We start from the raw sequence: 21,104 nt of genomic DNA on the forward strand, positions 1-21,104 counted from the left end.
TGAGGTTATTTTAACATATTAGTAGTGATGTTTCGTAAATATGAGCTTCGGCATTTAAATATGAAAGGAGGTACTAAATTTGAATTTTGAACAATTTAAACAAGAAGTGATTGACTATAGTAAAGAAATTGGAATAGATAAGATTGGATTTACAAGTGCAGGCTTGTTTGAAGAACTAAAGCAACGGCTCATTACACAGCAGCAACTTGGTTATCAATCAGGTTTTGAAGAATCAGATATTGAAAAACGAGTAACTCCTGTAAAACTATTACCAAAAGCGAGTTCCATTATTTCCATTGCACTTGCTTATCCTTCAAAGCTTAAAGACGCACCTAAAAGTACAAAGGAAGATCGCCGTGGAATCTTTTGTCGTGCTTCATGGGGAGAAGATTATCATACGGTTTTGCGAGATCGGCTAACAAAGCTAGAAAATTTTCTCAAACAACGAATCCCTGATATACAGACAAAATCAATGGTTGATACAGGAGAATTATCTGATCGTGCTGTTGCAGAGCGTGCTGGAATTGGATGGAGTGGCAAAAACTGTTCAATTATCACACCAGAGTTTGGTTCTTATGTCTATTTAGGTGAAATGATTACAAACTTTCCCTTTCCACCTGATCAACCTATGGAGGATCAATGTGGTAGCTGTCGCAAATGCTTGGATGTTTGTCCAACAGGAGCTTTAGTGCAACCTGGACAGCTGGATTCCTCTAAATGTATTGCTTTTTTGACCCAAACCAAGGGATTTTTAGCTGATGAATATCGAACAAAAATAGGCAACCGAATTTATGGTTGTGATACCTGTCAAACCGTTTGTCCGGTTAATAAGGGGAAAGATTTCCATTTTCATCCTGAGATGGAACCAGACCCTGAAATTGCTAAGCCAAAGCTAAAACCATTGTTGAATATAAGTAATCGTGAATTCAAAGAAAAGTATGGACATATTTCTGGATCTTGGCGAGGGAAAAAGCCTCTTCAACGAAATGCTATTTTAGCTTTAGCTCATTTTAAAGATAAAACGGCTGTTGATGATTTGATACAATTAGTCCATCAAGATCCAAGACCTGTTATTCGTGGAACAGCGGCATGGGCTCTTGGTAAAATTGGGGTAACTTCAGTAGAAGCAGAGCTACTAGAAGCTTATGAAAAAGAAAAAGATGAACAGGTGAAAGAGGAAATTCAAAAAGGTTTAGAATTACTTCATAATAATTTAACTTAGGTAGCTTTCTTTATAAATAGGAAGCTGCCTTTTTGTATGAATAAACATTTTTATTTTACTTTGTTTTAATTATCTCATTTAAGATGTATTAAAAGGGTCATGAGTGTAATCACTTTTAAGACTATTTTTCTTCTAAAATCATATATCTTGTAGTAATACATGATGGTGGTGAAATGAATGAAGCAAATTCTGTCAGAATTAAATCAAGCAAAACTAGAAATGCTTGTAAATAAGAAGCTCATTAAAAATACACGTCAAAATAAAGAATTACATGCACTTGAAAGAAGATTTCTTTCAAATGAGAAGCGTAAAGCGGAGGTTGTAAAAGGCAGTGCAGAAGTGAAGATTTCTCGAGTGAATGCTAAGTCAGAGGAATTAAAAGAAGCTGTGTATATTTGCCATTATAAATGGTTAAACAAACAAAAAGATTACTTTTATCTAGAGGAAAGAATTGATCATCGAAAGGCGACCTTCTATCGAGATGAGCTTGTAGAAGATGATCTTATTGAAATGTACGATAAAAACGAGGGAACTCAAAATCAGACTTCTATAATAGAAGTGAATGATCAGGATATAAGAAATAAAGGAGATTTTAGTTATGATCGTCTTGCAGCAGTTCAATATGCTGAGAGATGGTGGAATGATGAAAACCCTAAATATAAAAACTTCGAAGTGAATTGTACAAATTTTGTTTCTCAGTGCTTACATGCAGGTAATGCACAAATGCGCGGATATCCAAATCGATCTTCTGGATGGTGGATGCAAAACAACAACTGGAGTTATAGCTGGTCGGTTGCTAATGCGATGACAAGCTTTCTAAAAAATTCAAAAACGGGTTTGCAAGCTGAAAAAGTTGAGCATGCCGAGCAGTTAAAGCCTGGAGATGTAATTTGCTATGATTTTCAAGGTGATGGCAGGTTTGATCACACAACATTTGTCGTTGCGAAAGACCCAGAGAATATGCCTTTAGTTAATGCACAAACTTATAATAGTCGAATGAGATATTGGGCCTACGAGGATTCAACAGCTTATACTCCAAATATAAAGTATGCATTTTTTCGAATCATAGATGGTACTAGTTCAAAATAAGAATGGTATAATGTTTGTTAGAAACGAGGGTTACTAACCCAAAATAAATGGTGGGGTTTTTCACTCCGCTTTTTTACAGAAATAGATGAGGTGACTAATTTGGCATTACATGTAGTTTTATATCAACCAGAAATTCCTGCAAATACTGGGAATATTGCACGTTCTTGTGCAGCAACAAATACAACTCTTCACTTAATACGTCCGTTAGGCTTCTCTACAGATGACAAAATGTTAAAAAGAGCAGGCTTAGATTATTGGGAGCATGTAAATGTTGTTTATCATGATTCATTAGATGAATTATTTGAAACATACTCCTCTGGAGAGTTTTTCTATTTAACAAAATTCGGTCAACAACCACATACTACTTTTGACTACAGTGATGTTGATAAGGATTACTTTTTTGTTTTCGGTCGTGAAACGACAGGTCTTCCAAAGGATTTGATTCAAGAGAATATGGATAAGTGTTTACGTCTACCAATGACAGAGCATGTTCGCTCATTAAATTTATCAAATACCGCAGCCATATTAATTTATGAAGCGTTAAGACAGCAAAATTATCCGGGGTTAACATAAAAAAGGGTCAATCATTGTTTTGATACAATGATTGACCCTTTTTCGCAAGGTTTAGATTACCCTTTGTTTTGGGGCGTAGCTCTAGCACCTTTTTCAAATTTGTTATCGAATTATTTTTTTACACCAGGCTTGCTTTCGTAACCTGCAGTGAAGATTGCTGTTATGAATGCTAAACTCACACCTAAAATTAATAAAAAGTTCATTGCTGTACCTCCTCAAAAATGGATCTATTCAAGTACACGTGGGAGCTATGCTTTAAGACAGTGTACCAAATACCTCTTGCTATGACATCACCTGCGTAAAGTTTTGATAAGCGGGACAATTGATTAAATCACCACTCATCGTATGTATAGCATCCCTTTTCAACTACTTTTATTATACCTTAAACCATATGTGATGTGAATGTGCAACATATTTTTTTGAAGAATATTTTTGTTGTTTATCTGCTTTTTCACATGTAAAACGAATGTTAAAGGACATCCTCGCATAAAGTGTATTAATCTGCAGGTGCAGTTAATAGTTCGACCAATGATGAAGGAGGTCCTTATGGATATCTTAAAAAAGATTGAAAAGTATAGGGAAGATGAACAGCGCTTAAAGTGGGAAGGTACCTTCGTAGAGTATTTGGATATAGTTAAGGAAAAACCTTGGGTTGCTCAATCAGCCCATTCGCGGGTTTACAATATGATTAAAGATGCTGGGATTGAAGAGGTAGATGGTAAAAGACGATATAAGTTTTTTGATCACCAACTTTATGGTTTAGAGGATGCATTAGAAAGGCTAGTAGAAGAGTATTTTCATCCTGCTGCTAAACGATTAGATGTAAGAAAACGTATTTTATTATTGATGGGGCCAGTAAGTGGTGGTAAATCCACTCTTGTTACAATGTTGAAAAGAGGACTTGAGTCTTATTCATTAACAGATCGGGGTGCAGTTTACGCGATTAAAGGTTGCCCGATGCATGAAGATCCACTACATTTAATTCCACACCATCTTAGAAATGATTTTTATGATGAATATGGAATTCGAATTGAAGGAAATCTTTCTCCACTAAATGTAATGAGATTAGAGCAAGAATATGGTGGGCGAATAGAGGATGTTCGAGTCGAAAGAATTTTCCTATCAGAAGATAAACGAGCTGGTATTGGAACATTTAGCCCATCTGATCCTAAGTCACAAGATATTGCCGACCTAACAGGAAGTATAGATTTCTCAACCATTGCAGAATATGGATCAGAGTCAGATCCACGTGCCTATCGCTTTGATGGAGAATTAAATAAAGCAAATCGAGGAATGATGGAGTTCCAAGAAATGCTAAAATGTGATGAGAAATTTCTATGGCACTTACTTTCATTAACACAAGAAGGTAATTTTAAAGCTGGACGATTCGCTTTAATTTCAGCTGATGAGCTAATTGTTGCACATACGAATGAAACAGAGTATCGTTCATTTATTTCTAATAAGAAAAATGAAGCCCTCCATTCTCGAATTATTGTGATGCCTGTGCCTTATAACCTGAAAGTAACAGAAGAAGAACGAATTTATGAAAAAATGATCGGTGAAAGCGATGTTTCAGATGTTCATATTGCTCCACATACACTAAAAGTAGCGGCCATGTTCACGATCTTAACTCGTCTGAAAGAACCAAAACGCGGTGATATTGATCTTGTGAAAAAAATGAGATTATATGATGGTGAAAGTGTTGAAGGCTTTAACTCTGTTGATGTGAATGAACTACAAAAAGAGTATAACGATGAAGGAATGGCAGGTATTGATCCTCGTTATGTGATAAATCGTATTTCATCAACAATTATCCGTAAGGAAATACCTTCAATCAATGCACTAGATGTGTTACGTGCATTAAAAGAAGGATTAGATCAGCATGCTTCGATCTCAAATGAAGACCGTGAAAAATACTTAAACTTCATTTCTGTTGCACGTAAGCTTTATGATGATATGGCAAAGAAAGAAGTTCAAAAAGCATTTGTATACTCCTACGAGGAATCTGCAAAAACACTTATGGATAATTACCTTGATAATGTTGAAGCTTATTGTAATAAAAACAAGCTTCGTGATCCTTTAACAGGTGAAGAAATGAATCCAGATGAAAAATTAATGCGCTCAATTGAAGAACAAATTGGCATTTCTGAAAATGCGAAAAAAGCATTCCGTGAAGAAATCTTAATTCGTATTTCTGCTTATGCACGTAAAGGAAAGCGATTTGATTACAATTCACACGAACGTCTTCGTGAGGCTATCCAGAAAAAACTTTTTGCAGATCTGAAGGATGTTGTGAAAATTACCACATCTTCAAAAACACCAGACGAGCAGCAACTTAAGAAAGTGAATGAAGTTGTCGCACGATTAATTGATGAACATGGTTATAACTCAACATCTGCTAATGACTTATTAAGATATGTGGGTAGCTTGTTAAATAGATAATAGATGTGTAGGGAATGGAGCTGGCGATTGTTTGTCAGCTTTTTTTGTTGTGGTTGGGAAATGAGTGGTGGATGTTCGGATACCGTGGCGAGTGGTGTGAAAAGAGCGGAGAATGGTCGATAAAAGAGCGAGCATGACGCGCAAAGATGAGAAGGTGGAGTGGAAAGTGAGAGTGATGGTCGATCCCGTGGCGAGTGGCGTGAAAATATCAGAGAATGGTCGATAAAAAAGAAAACATGACGCGCAAAGATGAGAAGATGGAACGTAATCGAAGTTAAATGGTAATAAAGCGAAAATGAAACACAAATGTAAAAGAGAGGGAATCATTCCCTCTCGTAATTAAGCATACATCTTATTTTCTTCTTCTTTTCTAAAGAAACTTTTCATTGCATGGAAAACGTCTGATTTTTGCTTGAGGATATAGTGACGGAATTTTTCATCATTGATATTTTTATATGCGGACATTAAGGTTGAGTGCCTATTATACTGGTTAACTTCGCCATATCCAAAGATATTTGAAACCTTCATTAGCTCATCAACCAATTTTACACATCTTGGATTGTCTGAAGTTAAATTATCACCGTCTGAGAAATGAAACGGATAAATATTGAATCGAGATGGATTGTATTTTTCATCGATGACTTCTAAGGCTTTGCGGTAGGCTGAAGAGCAAATTGTTCCGCCGCTTTCTCCTTTTGAGAAAAAGTCTTCTTCAGTGACAATTTTGGCTTCTGTGTGGTGAGCAATGAATTCAATTTCCACTTTTTCGTATTTTGTTCTTAGAAATCTTGTCATCCAAAAGAAAAAGCTCCGTGCCATATATTTTTCCCAAAGACCCATTGAGCCACTAGTATCCATCATTGCGATTACCACTGCTTTAGAATCAGGTTTAACCGTATCATTCCAAGTTTTAAATTTTAAATCCTCAGGATAGATAGGGTGAAATTTCGATTTGCCTGCCATTGCATTTCGTTTATAAGCTGAAAGCATCGTTCTCTTTTTGTCAACATTCCCCATAAGTCCTGTGCGTCTAATATCATTGAATTCAATATGATCAATAACAATATCATCGCGTTCTTTTTGCTTTAAATTAGGTAGTTCTAATTCTTTGAAAAGTGCTGCTTCAAGTTCTAAAATGGAGACTTCTGCTTCATAATAATCTTCACCTGCTTGATCTCCAGCTCCTTGACCTTTGCCTGGACCTTTTGCATCAGCTTGTGAACCATCTCTGGCAACAACATCTCCGACCTGACTTTCCCCATCACCTTGGCCAACATGTTTGTTTTTATCATAGTTATAGCGAATTTTGTATTCGTCAAGTGAACGAATTGGAATTTTCACAACATCTTTTCCATTTGACATAACGATACTTTCCTCTGTTATAAGATCTGGAAGATTGTTGCGAATCGCTTCCTGAACTTTTTCTTGGTGTCTTGTTTGATCATCCTGGCCTTTACGATGGAGGGTCCAATCTTCTTGTGAAATAACAAAATTTGTTTGTTCTTTACCCGTCATATTAAAATTCCCCCTCCAGATTTTAGTTAGTTTCAGAAGCTTTATCATTCAAAACAAAAAAATAATTCCTAAAAGAAAAAAAACTGTCACATTTCATGACTTTCACGCATACATTAACGTGGATGAATAAATTGGGATCAAAGACTGTTTGAAATTCTGTGGATTACTTTATCCTATGCGGCAGTTTTGTTTTATTGACAAATAATTTAGAAAATTATTGTGGAATTGTTAAAAATGAGACAAGTTCCTTGTAGTTTTCTTTGATGGTAAAAAAATGAATTTTCAGCTAAGTATTAGAAAGAGAGAGCAAATCGGAGAATGAGGCCTTTATTTAGGAAAGTAACTTTTATTGTTATATTGCAGAGCAAATCAGGTTATGATTTGCTCTGTTTAAATTTTAGTGCTATTTTGTAATCTATAACTTGAAGTGAATATGCAATGAATAATGTTTAGCTTTTCAACTAATGCAGATAAAAACACATATTAGTTTGTAGTATTTTTATATTGAATTGGATCGGGTTTCTTCCCACTTTGCTTTACTTGTTTATTTGTTTTCATATTGTCCATTTCCTTAGATTGCTTTTTTAAGTCATTCATATTACGTATCATCGTATTTTGCTTTTTACTCATGTGCCCACCTCGTTTTTTATTCACAAACTTTGTTACTTTTAGTAAATTGAAGAAAACTATACTGTGTAAAGTCTAGTGGCTTCTTTTATTCTTAGGCTCTGTTAAACTTTGTGGTTGATTTCCGTTACAGGCATTCGCTTTCCCAGGAAAAAATGCAGTTCGTTTTTTCCTAGGGAAGAATAAGAGCAATTCTTCCTAGGTCCGGAAGCCTCCCTCGGCGCAAGCGCCTGTGGGTCTCCCTTCGACACGCTTCTCTAAGCAGGAGTCTCATATATTCACCTACAATCAACAAAGTTAAAAATCAACCTTAAGCTTTAACATAGCCTATTCTTATAATAGTATGAGAAAACATCATTACTACCAGGCAATTGTGTTCATTAGCAACAAACCTTTCAGAAAAGAGCCTTATGTAATTAATTCCCTCAATCCTATTAGTCAAACACAAAGAAAAATAAATTAACTATACTAGATAATAAATTTAACTGTTTATTTGACAATTGATGTGTATAATGAAATATAATTTTAACAATTGATAGTTTAATCTACACACCTAGGGGGGATTTCTTTGAAAACTGGTGAATTATGTAGAATACTAATAGTGGATGATGAGCAATTAATTAGGCAAGGTATTAAGCATTACCTTCAGTGGGAGCAGGTGGGATTTCAGATAGTTGGTGAAGCATCTAATGGTATAGAAGCTCTCGAGATGGTTGAAAAAACAAAGCCACATATTATTCTTACTGACATTGTTATGCCGATTATGGATGGTGAGGAATTAACAAGGGTTGTAAAAAGTAAATATCCTCACATTGAAATTATAATTTTAAGTAGCTATGGAGAGTTTGATTATGTTAGATCCACTTTTCAAAGTGGTGCTGTTGATTATATATTAAAACCGAAGCTCGATTCAGAAACACTTCTGAAAGTATTAACAACTGCTGCAAATCGAATTCCATCACTAAAATCGGTGGAGAAAGAGGATAGCGTTGCATTAAATATAGGAAATATCATCGATAAATTAATAGCAGGATATGAAATCGAAACAGATTATGATAGTAAAGTTCTTTCACAAGCTTTTCCATATCCTTATTTTTATTTGTTAATAGTAGATACTAGAAATCTCAAGAATACAGAAAATATAACACAAATAAAAAGTAAAGTAGATAAAGAACTGGGATCAAAAGCATTGATTTATCATAGTTTTACAGAGGGAAAAAATGTAAGCGGATACCTTCTGAATATAAAGGAAGATGAACTAAATTTAGGAAAAGAGTTCACCGATGAGTTATTAAAAGGAGAATCCAATCTGGGTATCCTTATAACCAATCCATTTAATGATTTGTCCATTTTAGGTGCAATATTTAATGATGTTATAAAGAAGATGCTACAATATCGTTTTTATTTCCCCGAATTGCAATTATTGACTGAAAAAGAATTGCCTACGAACGTATGTGAACCTATTTCATTCAATCTAGATAAATTTACAAATGACTTTAAACATGAAAGATTTGATTTAGCGTTTAGTTATTTAGAGGATCATGTAAAAGCATTATCCAACAACTATACAACCGATATGTTTGAGTATAAGTCGTTTTTTGGAAATATCATCTTTAATATAACAATTCTTTTAGGAAATATGGACTTCGAAGTGAATGAATTAGAAAATCAAAAGTTTATGTATTTTAACTATATTGATGAAGCAACTTCTGCTAACCAGGTTGTAGAGCAATTGAATATTTTTATACAAGAAGCAAAGAAATGTATCTCAGCAAAGTCCAGTCAAACAGGTCATTCAAATATAACGATGATTTTGGAATATATTGAGGAACATTTTGCCGAACCTCTTAGTCTAACAGGAGTGGCACATCATTTTCATTTTAATCCTACGTATTTATCCAGTTACTTTGCTTCTCATAATAGAGAAGGATTTAATGAATACTTAAATAAGATTCGGATTGAAGAAGCTGCTAAGTTATTAATAAATAAAGCTACACCCATTTCAGAAATAAGTGGCTTTGTGGGATATTCTGATCACAGTTATTTTTGTAAAGTCTTTAAAAAACTCAAAGGTGTGTCACCAAGTCAATACAGAAGAAGTCAAAAATTGAAGTAAGTGATGTGATACAGCATGAAATTTTTGCAAAAACATTTTAGATATAATGGATTGTTTACGATTATGTTTCTTATAAGTGTAATAAGTATTGTTTCTGTATCAGTTATTATTACTTGGACAACCTTTCGTATGTCAGAAGAATTTTTTATTGATAAATTTAGCATTACAAATGGACGAGTCATGACCCAGGTGAAAGATAGTATTGAAACTTATCATTATTCTCTTGTACTAGCATCAAATAATATTCTTCAAAGTGGGACAATCCGAAAAAATCTAACTGAAGAGCAATCTAATCCTCAGCAGATGCGAGCATTTTTTGAGATGAATCAACAAATGAAGCGGGTTAAGTCAAATGTAGATGCATATGAAACAGAAATTGTTATCACCGGGATTAATGGAATGAATTATGCAACGAATCGATCGTATTGGCCAATCCTTGAAGATGAACTAATTCAGCACAGTATTACAAAGAATACGTTAGCTGATCCAAAGAAACTAATGTATCAATTCGATCAACGTAAAAATCAAATTGGTGATAATCATTTTATTGTTGCATCTAAAGCTTTAATGGAGCGGCGGATTTCTGGTGAGATTTATGGAGCAATGTATTTTCCTATTCAAGAAAAGGAATTCCGAAAATTTTATAGCAGCTATACAAGCGAAGGAAATAATGTATATATTCTAGATAATAATGGATTGATTGTTTCTAGCAATCAAACAAAAATGATAGGTCAAAAAGCTGATGAGCTTTTAACATATGCTTTAGAAAATGAAGAAAATCGACGCGATTATCTTGTTGAAAAATTCATGGGTACAGATCAGATTATTTTTGTGGAGTATCTTCCTTCCCTTGATATGTACTTATTTAATCTTATTGATAGAAAAACAGCTATTGGGGATTTGATCAATAAAAAACAAATTGTTCTCATTTCTATGGGAATTGTAGTCATAGCACTTATTATTGTATTTTTCATTTCGAGAAGAATCACTAATTCATTATCACATCTCGTAAAGCAAATAGCTGATGCTTCAAAGTTTGATTTCGATAAATACGTTTCAGTTACGGGTACTTATGAAACAAGGAGAATTGGTGAAGCATTCAATTCTATGTTAGATGAATTACATGATTATCTTGAGAAGCTTGTTTTATATCAAAAGCAAAAACGAAATGCAGAGCTTGCTGCACTTCAACAGCAGATTAATCCACATTTCTTATACAACACATTAACGTCGATTAAATTTATGGTTCAGCAGGGAAGTAAGGATGAAGCGGAAGAAATTATTAATTCCTTGATTGCTCTATTGCAAAATACGATTGGTAATGTGAGTGAAACAATTTCTGTTGAACAAGAAATTAATAACTTGAAAAATTATGTGCTTATTAATCAAAAACGCTATGGAGATAGAATTAAGGTGAATTATTTAATCGGACCAGGGTGTATGGAATATCATGTGCCAAAATTAATTCTACAACCATTTATCGAAAATTCCTTTTTTCATGGTTTTAACCATAAAAATGAAGGATTCATTAATGTTCTTGTATGGCAGGAAAATAATACGTTAATTTGTGAAGTGATGGATAATGGTGATGGTATGGAGATGTCACCTGCTAGTGAGCTTCCTAAAATTAAAAGTAAAAGACAGCATTTTACAGGCATTGGTGTGAAAAATGTTCATGAACGTATTCAGTTAATTTATGGAAATCAGTATGGAGTTACAATTAATAGTAGTAAAGGTGAGGGAACAAGAGTGAAGATCACCCTACCTATTTCTAATAAACAAACATAACTTTTCGAACTATGAAACATACAAATCAACACAAGTAGAAGACCAAATCATTTAAGATTTGGTCTTCTGTTATTGAATTTCGTTCATAATAGTAAAAAAACACTAATTTGTACGATTGAAAACTTAAATAAATCATATTTTCTAAAAAAAGTACAAATTCAAGGAAAAGAAAGCGTATACATCATGCAAAAAAAACACAAGTTTATGAAAATATCGTCATAACAGCACCTGCATTTGAGATGCTATCATAGAACTTGTAAGAGAGATAACGCTTACAAAAAACAAAAAACAAATGGGGGTTTACGTATGAAAAAGCTTTTAGTGTTGTTTTTAGCAAGCATTATGCTGTTGGCTGCATGTTCATCTGGTGCAGATAAGAAAGAAACTGGAGATAACAGCAACAGTTCATCTGATTCAGATTCAATTACAATTTGGGCATGGGATCCAAACTTTAATATTAAAGCAATGAACATGGCAAAGGATTTATATCAAGCTGAAAATCCAGATGCAGAAATTAAAATAGTAGAAAATGCACAAGCTGATATTATTCAAAAATTAAATACAAGTTTAAGCTCTGGTACAACAAAAGGGCTACCAAATATCGTATTAATTGAAGATTATAGAGCACAAAGTTTTCTTCAAGCTTATCCAGATTCTTTTGAAAAATTAACAGGTTCTTTTAACACAGAAGATTTTGCATCATACAAAATTGCTCCAACTAGTTTAGATGGAGAAAACTATGGTTTACCGTTTGATACTGGTGTAACAGGTTTATATGTAAGAACAGATTATTTAGAAGAAGCTGGGTATTCAGTGGAAGATCTAAACAATGCTGATTGGGATAAATATATTGAGATTGGTAAAAAAGTAAAAGAAGTAACTGGTAAACAAATGTTATCACTTGATCCTAACGATCTTGGAATTATTCGTATGATGATTCAATCAAGTGGTTCTTGGTACTTGAAAGAAGATGGTGTAACACCAAATATCGCTGGAAATGAAGCTCTTAAAAAGGCTTTTGAAGTATACAAAGAAATGTTAGAGGCAGATATTATCAAACCAAACTCTGATTGGAGTCAATATTTAGAAGCGTTTAATAGTGGAGATGTAGCAACAGTTCCTACTGGAAACTGGATTACTCCTTCTGTTAAAGCTGAAGCTTCTCAATCTGGTAAATGGGCAGTTGTTTCACAACCAACACTTCCAGGAATCGAGAATTCAGTTAATGCATCAAACTTAGGTGGTAGTTCTTGGTATGTATTAAATGTTCCAGGGAAAGAATTAGCTGTTGATTTCTTAGCAAAAACTTTTGGATCTAACGCTGATTTTTATCAAGATTTAGTAACGGAAATTGGAGCAATTGGTACTTATATTCCTGCTGCTGATGGTGAAGCTTATAAAGCTGCTGATGAATTCTTTGGTGGTCAAACAATCATTTCTGACTTCTCAAAATGGACTGAAGAAATACCTCAAGTAAATTATGGTCTACACACGTACGCAGTTGAAGATATTTTAGTAGTTGAAATGCAGAACTATCTTCAAGGTAAGGAAATTGATCAAGTTCTAGAAGATGCACAAACGCAAGCAGAAGCACAAATTAAATAAGATCTTCCAATTATACTTTTCATAAATTTTCGAAACTCAAAAAAAATTTCATGAGAGCTTATAGAAAATGACGTGAAAAATAAAAGCCTCGGAAACTCTCCTGCTTCTGTTATAAGGATTCTTTATCCGAAGCAAAGGGGAGGTTTTCTGAGGCTCTTACATTATATTGACAAGTTAAGGAGTTGACTTGATTTGATCCAGGAAAAAACAAATGATCATATACCGCTACAAAAGCCAAAAAGAAAGAAAATCAATACAACCGTTATTATTGGTTGGTCATTTATTACAATCGCAACGATCATGATCTGCTTATTCTATTTCTACCCAATGATTCAGGCACTTATCATGTCCTTTCAATCAGGTACTGGAACAAACTTAACATTTACTGGACTTGATAACTACGCTCGCTTATTTAAAGATCCAACATTTCTTACAGCCGTTAAAAATACGGTCATCTATCTGATGATTCAAGTTCCAGTTATGATTCTACTTGCCCTATTTTTATCGGTTTTACTAAATGATAAACGATTAAAATTTAAAGGCTTTTTCCGTACAGCTATCTTTTTACCATGTGTCACATCGTTAGTTGCTTATTCTGTCATATTCAAATATTTATTTGGAACAGATGGAATTGTGAATATGATGTTAATGAAATTCGCATTTATTGCAGAGCCAATTCAATGGTTAACAGATCCATTTTGGGCAAAAATGACGATTGTTATTGCTATTACATGGCGCTGGACTGGTTATAATATGATTTTCTATTTATCTTCTCTTCAAAATATTGATCACTCTATATATGAAGCTGCGAAAATTGATGGGGCATCTGCTTTTCAACAATTCTTTAAAATTACAATTCCAATGTTAAAACCTATCATCCTTTTTACTTCGATTACTTCAACAATTGGAACACTACAGTTATTTGACGAAGTAATGAATATCACCAAAGGTGGTCCAGGTAATTCAACAATGACGATTTCGCAATATATTTATAATCTTTCATTTAAATACACACCAGACTTTGGATATGCTGCAACAGTTTCGTATGCAATCGTCATCATGATTGTTATTTTCTCTATTATTCAGTTTAAAGTGGCAGGTGATAAAAATGCTTAAAATGAAACGAATATTTGCTTATAGTGTATTAATAATTGCTAGTATTATTTCAATCTTTCCGTTTTTATGGATGATTATATCGGCAACGAATAAATCTGTAGATGTAACGAAGGGTCGATTGTTACCAGGAAGTCACTTTTTAGAGAACTTTAATAATCTTTTAGATACTGTTGACATCATACCAGCATTAATCAATTCAGCAAAAATATCTATATCTACAACCGTACTATCATTATTAATTGCATCTTTAGCAGGCTATGGATTTGAAGTGTTTAAAAGTAAAGCAAAAGATGTTGTATTTAATATCTTATTAATTTCAATGATGATTCCTTTTGCAGCACTTATGGTCCCTTTATTCCGTATGTTTGGGAAGATATCAGCAGTAGCTCCTTTTATTGGAATCGATACATTAACGGCAGCGGTTTTACCAACATTAACAACAGCATTTCTTATCTTCTTCTTCCGTCAAAGCACCAAAATGTTTCCAAAGGATATTCTTGAAGCAGGTCGAATTGATGGATTAAGTGAATTAGGAGTATTTTTTAGAATTTATGTACCAACAATGAAAACAACGTATGCAGCAGCAGCTATTATTACATTTATGGCTAGCTGGAACAATTACTTATGGCCTTTAGTTGTGTTACAGTCTCCAGAAAATCAAACGATTCCATTGCTTATTTCAAATCTAGGATCTAGCTATGCACCTGATTTTGGTGTGATCATGACTGCGATTGTCATTGCTACTTTACCAGCGGCTATTATTTTCTTCATTATGCAAAAGCATTTCGTTGCAGGAATGATGGGATCAGTGAAGTAATTAATATAGTAGTCTTAGAAAATAGTAAAACCATTATCTGAGGATCAAGAGCGTGAAAAGGACTGGAACAAAGGTATATTAACAAAATAGAAACCGAATAATGGTTCTAGGTATAGTTACGTCGCTCCTGAAATATACTTCGCTTTCCGCGGGAAGCTGGCAAGCCTCCTCGTGCTTCGCACTGTGGGGTCTAGCCGTTGCTTTTCATCCCGCAGGAGTCTACGTATATTTCATCCGCTCAGCTATTACTTTTTTCATAATTTTTGTTAATCACTATAGTTATGTCCCAGCCTCTAAATACTGTAGGTCCTCGTTTCTTTAATTAAGGTTGATTTCGTAAACTTTGTTGCTTTTAAGATTGGAAGGAAACAGCACTTTATATAGTCTAGTGGCATCTTTTCTTCTTAGATAAAATACATTTTATGCGATAAAACACAGATAGTAGTATCATTTAGCAACAATCTTTCAGAAAAGAGCCTTAATTAATAAGTAAGCATGAAATTGATTTTTAAAATAATTAATCTAGAACAATGAGAGGAAGCGTGATCTTGATGACAACTAACCTTAATCCTACTACTAATTGGCTAACAGATGTGAATGTGTTTGCAGTTAACCGTCTTCCAGCACATTCAGATCACTTTTATTATGAAACATTAGCAGAGGCAAAGTCAGCTTCTTCTATGAAAATGCGATATGACTTGAATGGACAATGGAAATTTCATTATGCGATTAATCCTGTCAATCGACCAGAGTCTTTTTATCAAGAAAGCTTTGATTGTGCTGGTTGGGGTGATATTCGTGTTCCTGGACATATTCAATTACAAGGTCATGGCAAACCACAATATGCGAATACAATGTATCCTTGGGATGGGCATAATGATATTCGTCCACCTGAAATTCCTACTGATCATAATCCTGTTGGGAGTTATGTAAAGTATTTTAATGTTCCTGAAAATATGCAGGAAAAGCCTCTTTTTATATCTTTTCAAGGTGTTGAATCAGCATTTTATGTTTGGCTAAATGGTCAATTTATTGGCTATAGTGAGGATAGCTTTACACCTGCAGAGTTTGAGCTAACTCCTTTTTTAAAGCAAGGAGAAAATAAGTTAGCGGTGGAAGTGTATCAACGAAGCACTGGCAGCTGGCTTGAAGATCAAGATTTCTGGCGTTTTTCTGGAATTTTTAGAGATGTTTACCTATATACTGTTCCAGAGATTCACGTATATGATGCAAATGTAAAAGCAACATTAGATGAAACATTTACGAATGGAACACTTAAAGCTGATCTGAAACTATTGTCTGCAAATAGTGGGTCTAAAGTTGTTGCTGAATTATTTGATCATAGAGGGAATTTGATAGAATCTGCAACAGCTTCAATTGAAGGAGAAGAATCTAGCTTCTCTATGACAGTTAACAAACCAAAGCTTTGGAGTGCAGAAGAGCCTACACTTTATCAATTGTATATCCAATTATTCAATGAATCTGGTGAATTGGTAGAGGTGATTCCACAAAAGGTTGGTTTTAGAAGATTTGAAATGGTAGATAAGATCATGAAATTAAATGGTGAACGTATTGTTTTCAAAGGTGTTAATCGTCATGAATTCAATTGCCGAAGCGGACGTACGATTACTAAAGAAGATATGTTATGGGATATTAAAACATTGAAGCAAAACAATATTAATGCTGTTCGTACTTCTCATTATCCAAATCAAAGCTATTGGTATGAATTATGTGATGAATATGGCATTTATGTGATAGATGAAATGAACCTAGAAACACATGGTTCATGGCAGAAAATGGGTGCAGTTGAGCCTTCTTGGAATATTCCAGGTAATAAGCCAGAGTGGCAGGATATTGTTTTAGATCGTGCTATATCTATGTTTGAAAGAGATAAAAACCATCCATCAATTTTGATTTGGTCTTGTGGAAATGAATCATATGCAGGAGAAGTTATTTTGAATGTGACAAAATACTTTAAATCAGTTGATGATAGTCGTCTTGTGCATTATGAAGGAGTGTTTTATGACCGAAACTATAATGACACAAGTGATATGGAAAGTAGAATGTATGCCAAGCCTGCTGATATAGAAAAGTATTTAAATGATGATCCTGAAAAGCCTTATTTAAGTTGTGAATATATGCATGCAATGGGAAATTCTTTAGGTGGTATGAATTATTACACAGAACTTGAAGATAAGTATCCAATGTATCAAGGTGGATTTATTTGGGATTATATTGATCAATCATTAATAAAAGAAGATCGTTATGGTAAAGAGTTTTTAGCATATGGTGGAGATTTTGAAGATCGACCAACAGATTATGGCTTCTGTACAAATGGAATTGTTTATGCAAATCGAGAGGTTTCGCCAAAAATGCAGGAAGTGAAGTTCTTATATCAAAATGTAAAACTTAATGTAGATCAATCTGGTGTAACGATTACCAATGATAATCTCTTTATTGATACATCAGATTATTACTTAGAGTATAAATTGTTACTTGATGGGAAAGAAATTTATCAAAATAGAAGTAATGTAGTTGTTCAGCCTCAAAGTAAAGAAGTAGTTGAGTTTGTGTTACCAGAAAAGGTATTACAAAACTCTGGTGAATTTTGCTTACATGCTGCACTTAAATTGCAGGAAAATACGCTTTGGGCACAATCAGGACATGAAGTTGCTTTTGGGCAGTATATTATGGAAAAACAAAAAGTAGAAAATCCAATCGCTCCATCTAGTGAACAATTTAGAGTTGTTGAAGGTGATGTGAATATTGGAGTACATGGTAGAGATTTCACGATTATGTTTTCAAAGCAAGTAGGTAGTTTAGTTTCTGTTAACTATTCAGGCAAAGAAATGATCGCCTATCCACCTGCACCACTATTTTGGAGAGCAACAACTGATAATGATCGTGGCTTTGCTCAAACATTTAACTCCGGAAGCTGGTATGCTGCAAGTTTAGCGAGAAAATGTACAAATATTGAGTTAAAGCAAGAAGCTAATCAAGTACAGGTTATATTTACGTATAAATTTTCTGTTTCTGAAAAATTAGAAGTGAAAACGAATTATTCCGTGACCTCTGATGGAAGCATCCATGTTAAATCATCTTATTATGGTGCAGAAGAGTTACCACAATTACCGATCTTTGCGTTATCCTTTAAAGTTCCAGCAAAATATGATCAGCTAGAGTGGTATGCAATGGGGCCTGAAGAAAATTATTCTGATCGTTCGATGGGAGCGCGTCTTGGTATCTTTAAGAATACTGCTACAGATAATCTATCGGGTTACTTGAATCCACAAGAATCAGGAAATCGTACAGGTGTCCGTCAATTAAGTGTGACAAGCAAGTATGGAGATGGAATAAAAGTATCATCTGTTGGAGATCCAGTTGAGTGTAATGTTTCACCTTACACAGCTTTTGAATTAGAAAATGCTACTCATCATTATGAGTTACCGAATGTTCATTACACAGTAATAACTGTTGCAGGAAAGCAAATGGGTGTTGGTGGCGACGATAGCTGGGGTGCTCCAGTACATGACGAGCATTTGCTTAAAGCAAATGAAGATATTGAATTCGAGTTTTTAATCCAGCGAGTAAATTGTTGATTAGTAGAACGATACAGAAGGATTAAAAAAACAATAGAAAAGAGCTTGGTTTGTTCAAGCTCTTTATTTTTTGTTAGTAGAATATAAAAATCACAAAGGAGTTGGATAAAGTGTATTTACATATTAATGAAGAGAAACAACAATTTCATTTAACAAATGGAGAAATCAGTTATCTGTTTCATGTTTTGAAAAATGGCAGCTTAGGTCAGTTATATTATGGTAAGGCAATTAGACATCGAGAGGATTTTTCTCATTTTCAGGTTAATTCTATTCCAACTCCAGCTAGCTGTCATTATTACAAAGAAGATCCGGCATTTTCACTAGAAACAACAAGACAAGAGTTTCCTGTTGCGGGAAAAGGAGATTTTCGAGAAGCGGCAATTGAAGTTGAAACACGTGATGGTCGAATTGGAAATGAATTTACCTACCAAGGGTATGAAGTGACGAGTGGGAAGCCTAAATTGAAGGGACTTCCAGCAACATATGCTAATGAAGAAGAAGCAACAACTCTGACAATAACGTTAGTTGATAAAACGATAATGGCTAAGGTTTGTTTATCATATACAATCTTTCATCATTATCCAGTGATAACTAGAAATGTGAAAATGCAAAATATCGGTGATTACCAAATCTTTATTAAAAAGTTAATGAGTGCCTCGATTGATTTACCTGATGATGATTATTCGATGATTCATTTATCAGGAACTTGGTCAAGAGAACGACATATTAAAGAACGTCAGCTTGTTCAAGGAATTCAATCGATTTCTAGTATTAGAGGAGCAAGTTCACATCATGATAATCCGTTTATTGCATTAAAAGGAAAAGAAACAACAGAGCATGAAAATGAAGTATATGGTTTTAACTTTGTTTATAGTAGCAATTTTTTAGCTCAAGTCCAGGTTGATCATTATCAAACATCAAGAGTAATGATGGGAATACACCCACATCAATTTAAATGGAAGCTATCAGAGCAAGAAAGCTTTCAAGCTCCTGAAGTAGTAATGGTGTATTCAGATAAAGGGTTAAACGGAATGAGTCAGGCATTCCATGATTTATATCGTAATCACTTAATACGTGATCCGTGGAAAACTGAGGAAAGACCTGTTTTAATCAATAACTGGGAAGCAACTTACTTCGATTTTGACGAAGAAAAGCTAGTGAATATAGCGAAAAGTGCTAAAGAATTAGGAATTGAGCTATTTGTATTAGATGATGGCTGGTTTGGAGCTAGAAATGATGATACCTCATCACTTGGTGATTGGTTTGAAAACAAAGCTAAATTACCATATGGACTAGAATCATTATCAGACAAGATTGATAGGTTAAATATGAAATTCGGTTTGTGGTTTGAGCCTGAAATGATCAATCCAATCAGTCAATTATATAATGATCACCCAGACTGGGTTGTAGGTAGACAAGGAGAGCATTTGACTCTTGGTCGAAATCAATTAGTTTTAGATTTTTCTAGACATGAGGTAGTAGAGTTTATATATGAAAAGATGGCTGGCATTATTAAGAAAACAAAGCTCTCTTATATAAAGTGGGATATGAACCGAAACATTACAGATGCTTTTTCACAAGCGCTTAGTCAAGATCAACAAGGAGAGTTTTTCCATCGATATATATTAGGGGTGTATTCTCTATATGAGAAGCTAACTGAGGAATTTCCAGATGTTCTATTTGAATCATGTGCAGGTGGTGGGGGTCGTTTTGATCCAGGTATGTTCTACTATGCACCACAAGCCTGGACTAGTGATGATACAGATGCTGTTGAACGATTAAAAATCCAGTATGGAACATCATTAGTGTATCCAATCTATAGTATGGGTTCACATGTTTCAGCTGTACCAAACCATCAAACATTACGCAACACTCCAATTGAGACAAGAGCAAATACAGCATATTTCGGAACCTTTGGTTATGAATTAAATCCTCTCGAATTAAGTGATGAAGAAAAAAGTGTCATTAAGAAGCAAGTTCAATTTTATAAGAAGCATCGTAAACTGATTAGAGATGGAGATTTTATTAGATTAAAAAATCCGTTTGAAAATAATGAAACAGCTTGGTTGATTACTTCAAAGGATAAAAAAGAGGCATTGGTTGGGTGGTATAAAGTACTTGCAGATGCAAATCCAAAGAAAGAACAAGTGATTCTTTTAAAAGGATTAAATGAAAATTTACTTTATCAAGTTAATGAAGAAAAAGAGGGCTTCTATGGCGATGAATTAATGTATCGTGGGTTGCCTTTACCAACAGAATTTAACGGAGCAAATGGATCATTTGCAAAACGTGGAGGAGATTATCAATCTGAGGTCTTTTATTTAGTAGGTAAGTAATAAGTGAAAAGAGGGTCGGCTCAATTGAGTCGATCCTCTTCTTTATCTTTTTCAAAGTGTAAGAAATTGCAAGGATATAGTACATAAATCAATTTAATTAAACGTTTGTTTAAGTATTTTTAAGCTCACCTTTTCTTAGAATTTAATTTAATGAATAAAATAAGTTGTTTCTCTAAAACTATTGATGTTAATATCTGCATTTTATAACAAGTGTAAAAGCTATAATAAGGACTGTTTAAATTTAGAATTGATATCGTTA

13 protein-coding genes are annotated in these 21,104 nt (G+C 34.0%); 11 read left to right on the forward strand and 2 right to left on the reverse strand.

The genetic code is table 11. The features are described from left to right. The first annotated feature begins 79 nt into the window (after positions 1-79). From queG to LC076_RS20255, 4 genes are all read left to right on the forward strand, one after another. Entirely contained in the window at positions 80-1,222 is a 1,143-nt protein-coding gene (gene queG, locus LC076_RS20240; protein ID WP_226670899.1) for a tRNA epoxyqueuosine(34) reductase QueG, read from the forward strand. Between the two features lie 177 nt (positions 1,223-1,399). Then, positions 1,400-2,311: an amidase domain-containing protein gene (locus LC076_RS20245; protein WP_226670900.1), complete on the forward strand. Its 912-nt coding sequence runs from the start codon at positions 1,400-1,402 to the stop codon at positions 2,309-2,311. 90 nt (positions 2,312-2,401) lie between these two features. Next, positions 2,402-2,884 (forward strand): tRNA (uridine(34)/cytosine(34)/5-carboxymethylaminomethyluridine(34)-2'-O)-methyltransferase TrmL, encoded by a 483-nt coding sequence (gene trmL / locus LC076_RS20250; RefSeq protein ID WP_226670901.1) that lies wholly within the window; start codon positions 2,402-2,404, stop codon positions 2,882-2,884. A 546-nt stretch (positions 2,885-3,430) separates the two neighbouring features. After that, on the forward strand, positions 3,431-5,326 hold the full coding sequence (locus LC076_RS20255) for a PrkA family serine protein kinase (RefSeq protein WP_226670902.1): 1,896 nt from the start codon (positions 3,431-3,433) through the stop codon (positions 5,324-5,326). Positions 5,327-5,665: 339 nt separating this feature from the next. Here the strand turns inward: LC076_RS20255 and yhbH are convergent, their stop codons facing one another. Continuing rightward, positions 5,666-6,841, reverse strand: coding sequence for a sporulation protein YhbH (yhbH, locus tag LC076_RS20260; protein ID WP_226670903.1), 1,176 nt, complete (start codon positions 6,839-6,841; stop codon positions 5,666-5,668). Positions 6,842-7,324: 483 nt separating this feature from the next. Next, a complete protein-coding gene (locus LC076_RS20265) occupies positions 7,325-7,471 on the reverse strand; it encodes a hypothetical protein (protein WP_226670904.1) in 147 nt (48 codons plus the stop codon). Between the two features lie 565 nt (positions 7,472-8,036). On the opposite strand from LC076_RS20265, the gene LC076_RS20270 reads away from it, so the two are divergent. The 7 genes from LC076_RS20270 to LC076_RS20300 all read left to right on the forward strand — a co-directional run bounded on the left by LC076_RS20270 (position 8,037) and on the right by LC076_RS20300 (position 20,845). Beyond that, the gene (locus tag LC076_RS20270; RefSeq protein WP_226670905.1) at positions 8,037-9,584 is read left to right on the forward strand and encodes a response regulator transcription factor; all 1,548 of its coding nucleotides are present in this window, start codon (positions 8,037-8,039) and stop codon (positions 9,582-9,584) included. Between the two features lie 15 nt (positions 9,585-9,599). Continuing rightward, entirely contained in the window at positions 9,600-11,372 is a 1,773-nt protein-coding gene (locus LC076_RS20275) for a sensor histidine kinase (RefSeq protein ID WP_226670906.1), read from the forward strand. Positions 11,373-11,678: 306 nt separating this feature from the next. Beyond that, the gene (locus LC076_RS20280; protein WP_226670907.1) at positions 11,679-12,977 is read left to right on the forward strand and encodes an ABC transporter substrate-binding protein; all 1,299 of its coding nucleotides are present in this window, start codon (positions 11,679-11,681) and stop codon (positions 12,975-12,977) included. A gap of 219 nt (positions 12,978-13,196) precedes the next feature. Further along, positions 13,197-14,093 (forward strand): carbohydrate ABC transporter permease, encoded by an 897-nt coding sequence (locus LC076_RS20285; RefSeq protein WP_226670954.1) that lies wholly within the window; start codon positions 13,197-13,199, stop codon positions 14,091-14,093. After that, positions 14,086-14,910, forward strand: coding sequence for a carbohydrate ABC transporter permease (locus tag LC076_RS20290; protein WP_226670908.1), 825 nt, complete (start codon positions 14,086-14,088; stop codon positions 14,908-14,910). Before LC076_RS20285 ends, LC076_RS20290 begins: the two co-directional genes overlap by 8 nt. Before the next feature lie 551 nt (positions 14,911-15,461). Then, positions 15,462-18,509 carry a glycoside hydrolase family 2 TIM barrel-domain containing protein gene (locus LC076_RS20295; RefSeq protein WP_226670957.1) on the forward strand — a complete coding sequence of 1,016 codons (3,048 nt, stop codon included), beginning with the start codon at positions 15,462-15,464 and terminating at the stop codon, positions 18,507-18,509. Between the two features lie 110 nt (positions 18,510-18,619). Continuing rightward, positions 18,620-20,845: an alpha-galactosidase gene (locus LC076_RS20300; RefSeq protein ID WP_226670909.1), complete on the forward strand. Its 2,226-nt coding sequence runs from the start codon at positions 18,620-18,622 to the stop codon at positions 20,843-20,845. The last annotated feature ends 259 nt before the right edge of the window (positions 20,846-21,104 follow it).

The sequence above is a fragment of the Metabacillus litoralis genome, from assembly GCF_020524045.1.
Classification (GTDB): Bacteria; Bacillota; Bacilli; order Bacillales; family Bacillaceae; genus Metabacillus; species Metabacillus litoralis_C.

What these genes read in the sequence shown, in the direction of transcription:
- LC076_RS20280 (WP_226670907.1), top strand. Translation starts at nt 11,679, where the DNA reads ATGAAAAAGCTTTTAGTGTTGTTTTTAGCAAGCATTATGCTGTTGGCT.
- LC076_RS20245 (WP_226670900.1), top strand. Translation starts at nt 1,400, where the DNA reads ATGAAGCAAATTCTGTCAGAATTAAATCAAGCAAAACTAGAAATGCTT.
- LC076_RS20275 (WP_226670906.1), top strand. Translation starts at nt 9,600, where the DNA reads ATGAAATTTTTGCAAAAACATTTTAGATATAATGGATTGTTTACGATT.
- LC076_RS20290 (WP_226670908.1), top strand. Translation starts at nt 14,086, where the DNA reads ATGCTTAAAATGAAACGAATATTTGCTTATAGTGTATTAATAATTGCT.
- LC076_RS20295 (WP_226670957.1), top strand. Translation starts at nt 15,462, where the DNA reads ATGACAACTAACCTTAATCCTACTACTAATTGGCTAACAGATGTGAAT.
- LC076_RS20265 (WP_226670904.1), bottom strand. Translation starts at nt 7,471, where the DNA reads ATGAGTAAAAAGCAAAATACGATGATACGTAATATGAATGACTTAAAA.
- yhbH (WP_226670903.1), bottom strand. Translation starts at nt 6,841, where the DNA reads ATGACGGGTAAAGAACAAACAAATTTTGTTATTTCACAAGAAGATTGG.
- LC076_RS20255 (WP_226670902.1), top strand. Translation starts at nt 3,431, where the DNA reads ATGGATATCTTAAAAAAGATTGAAAAGTATAGGGAAGATGAACAGCGC.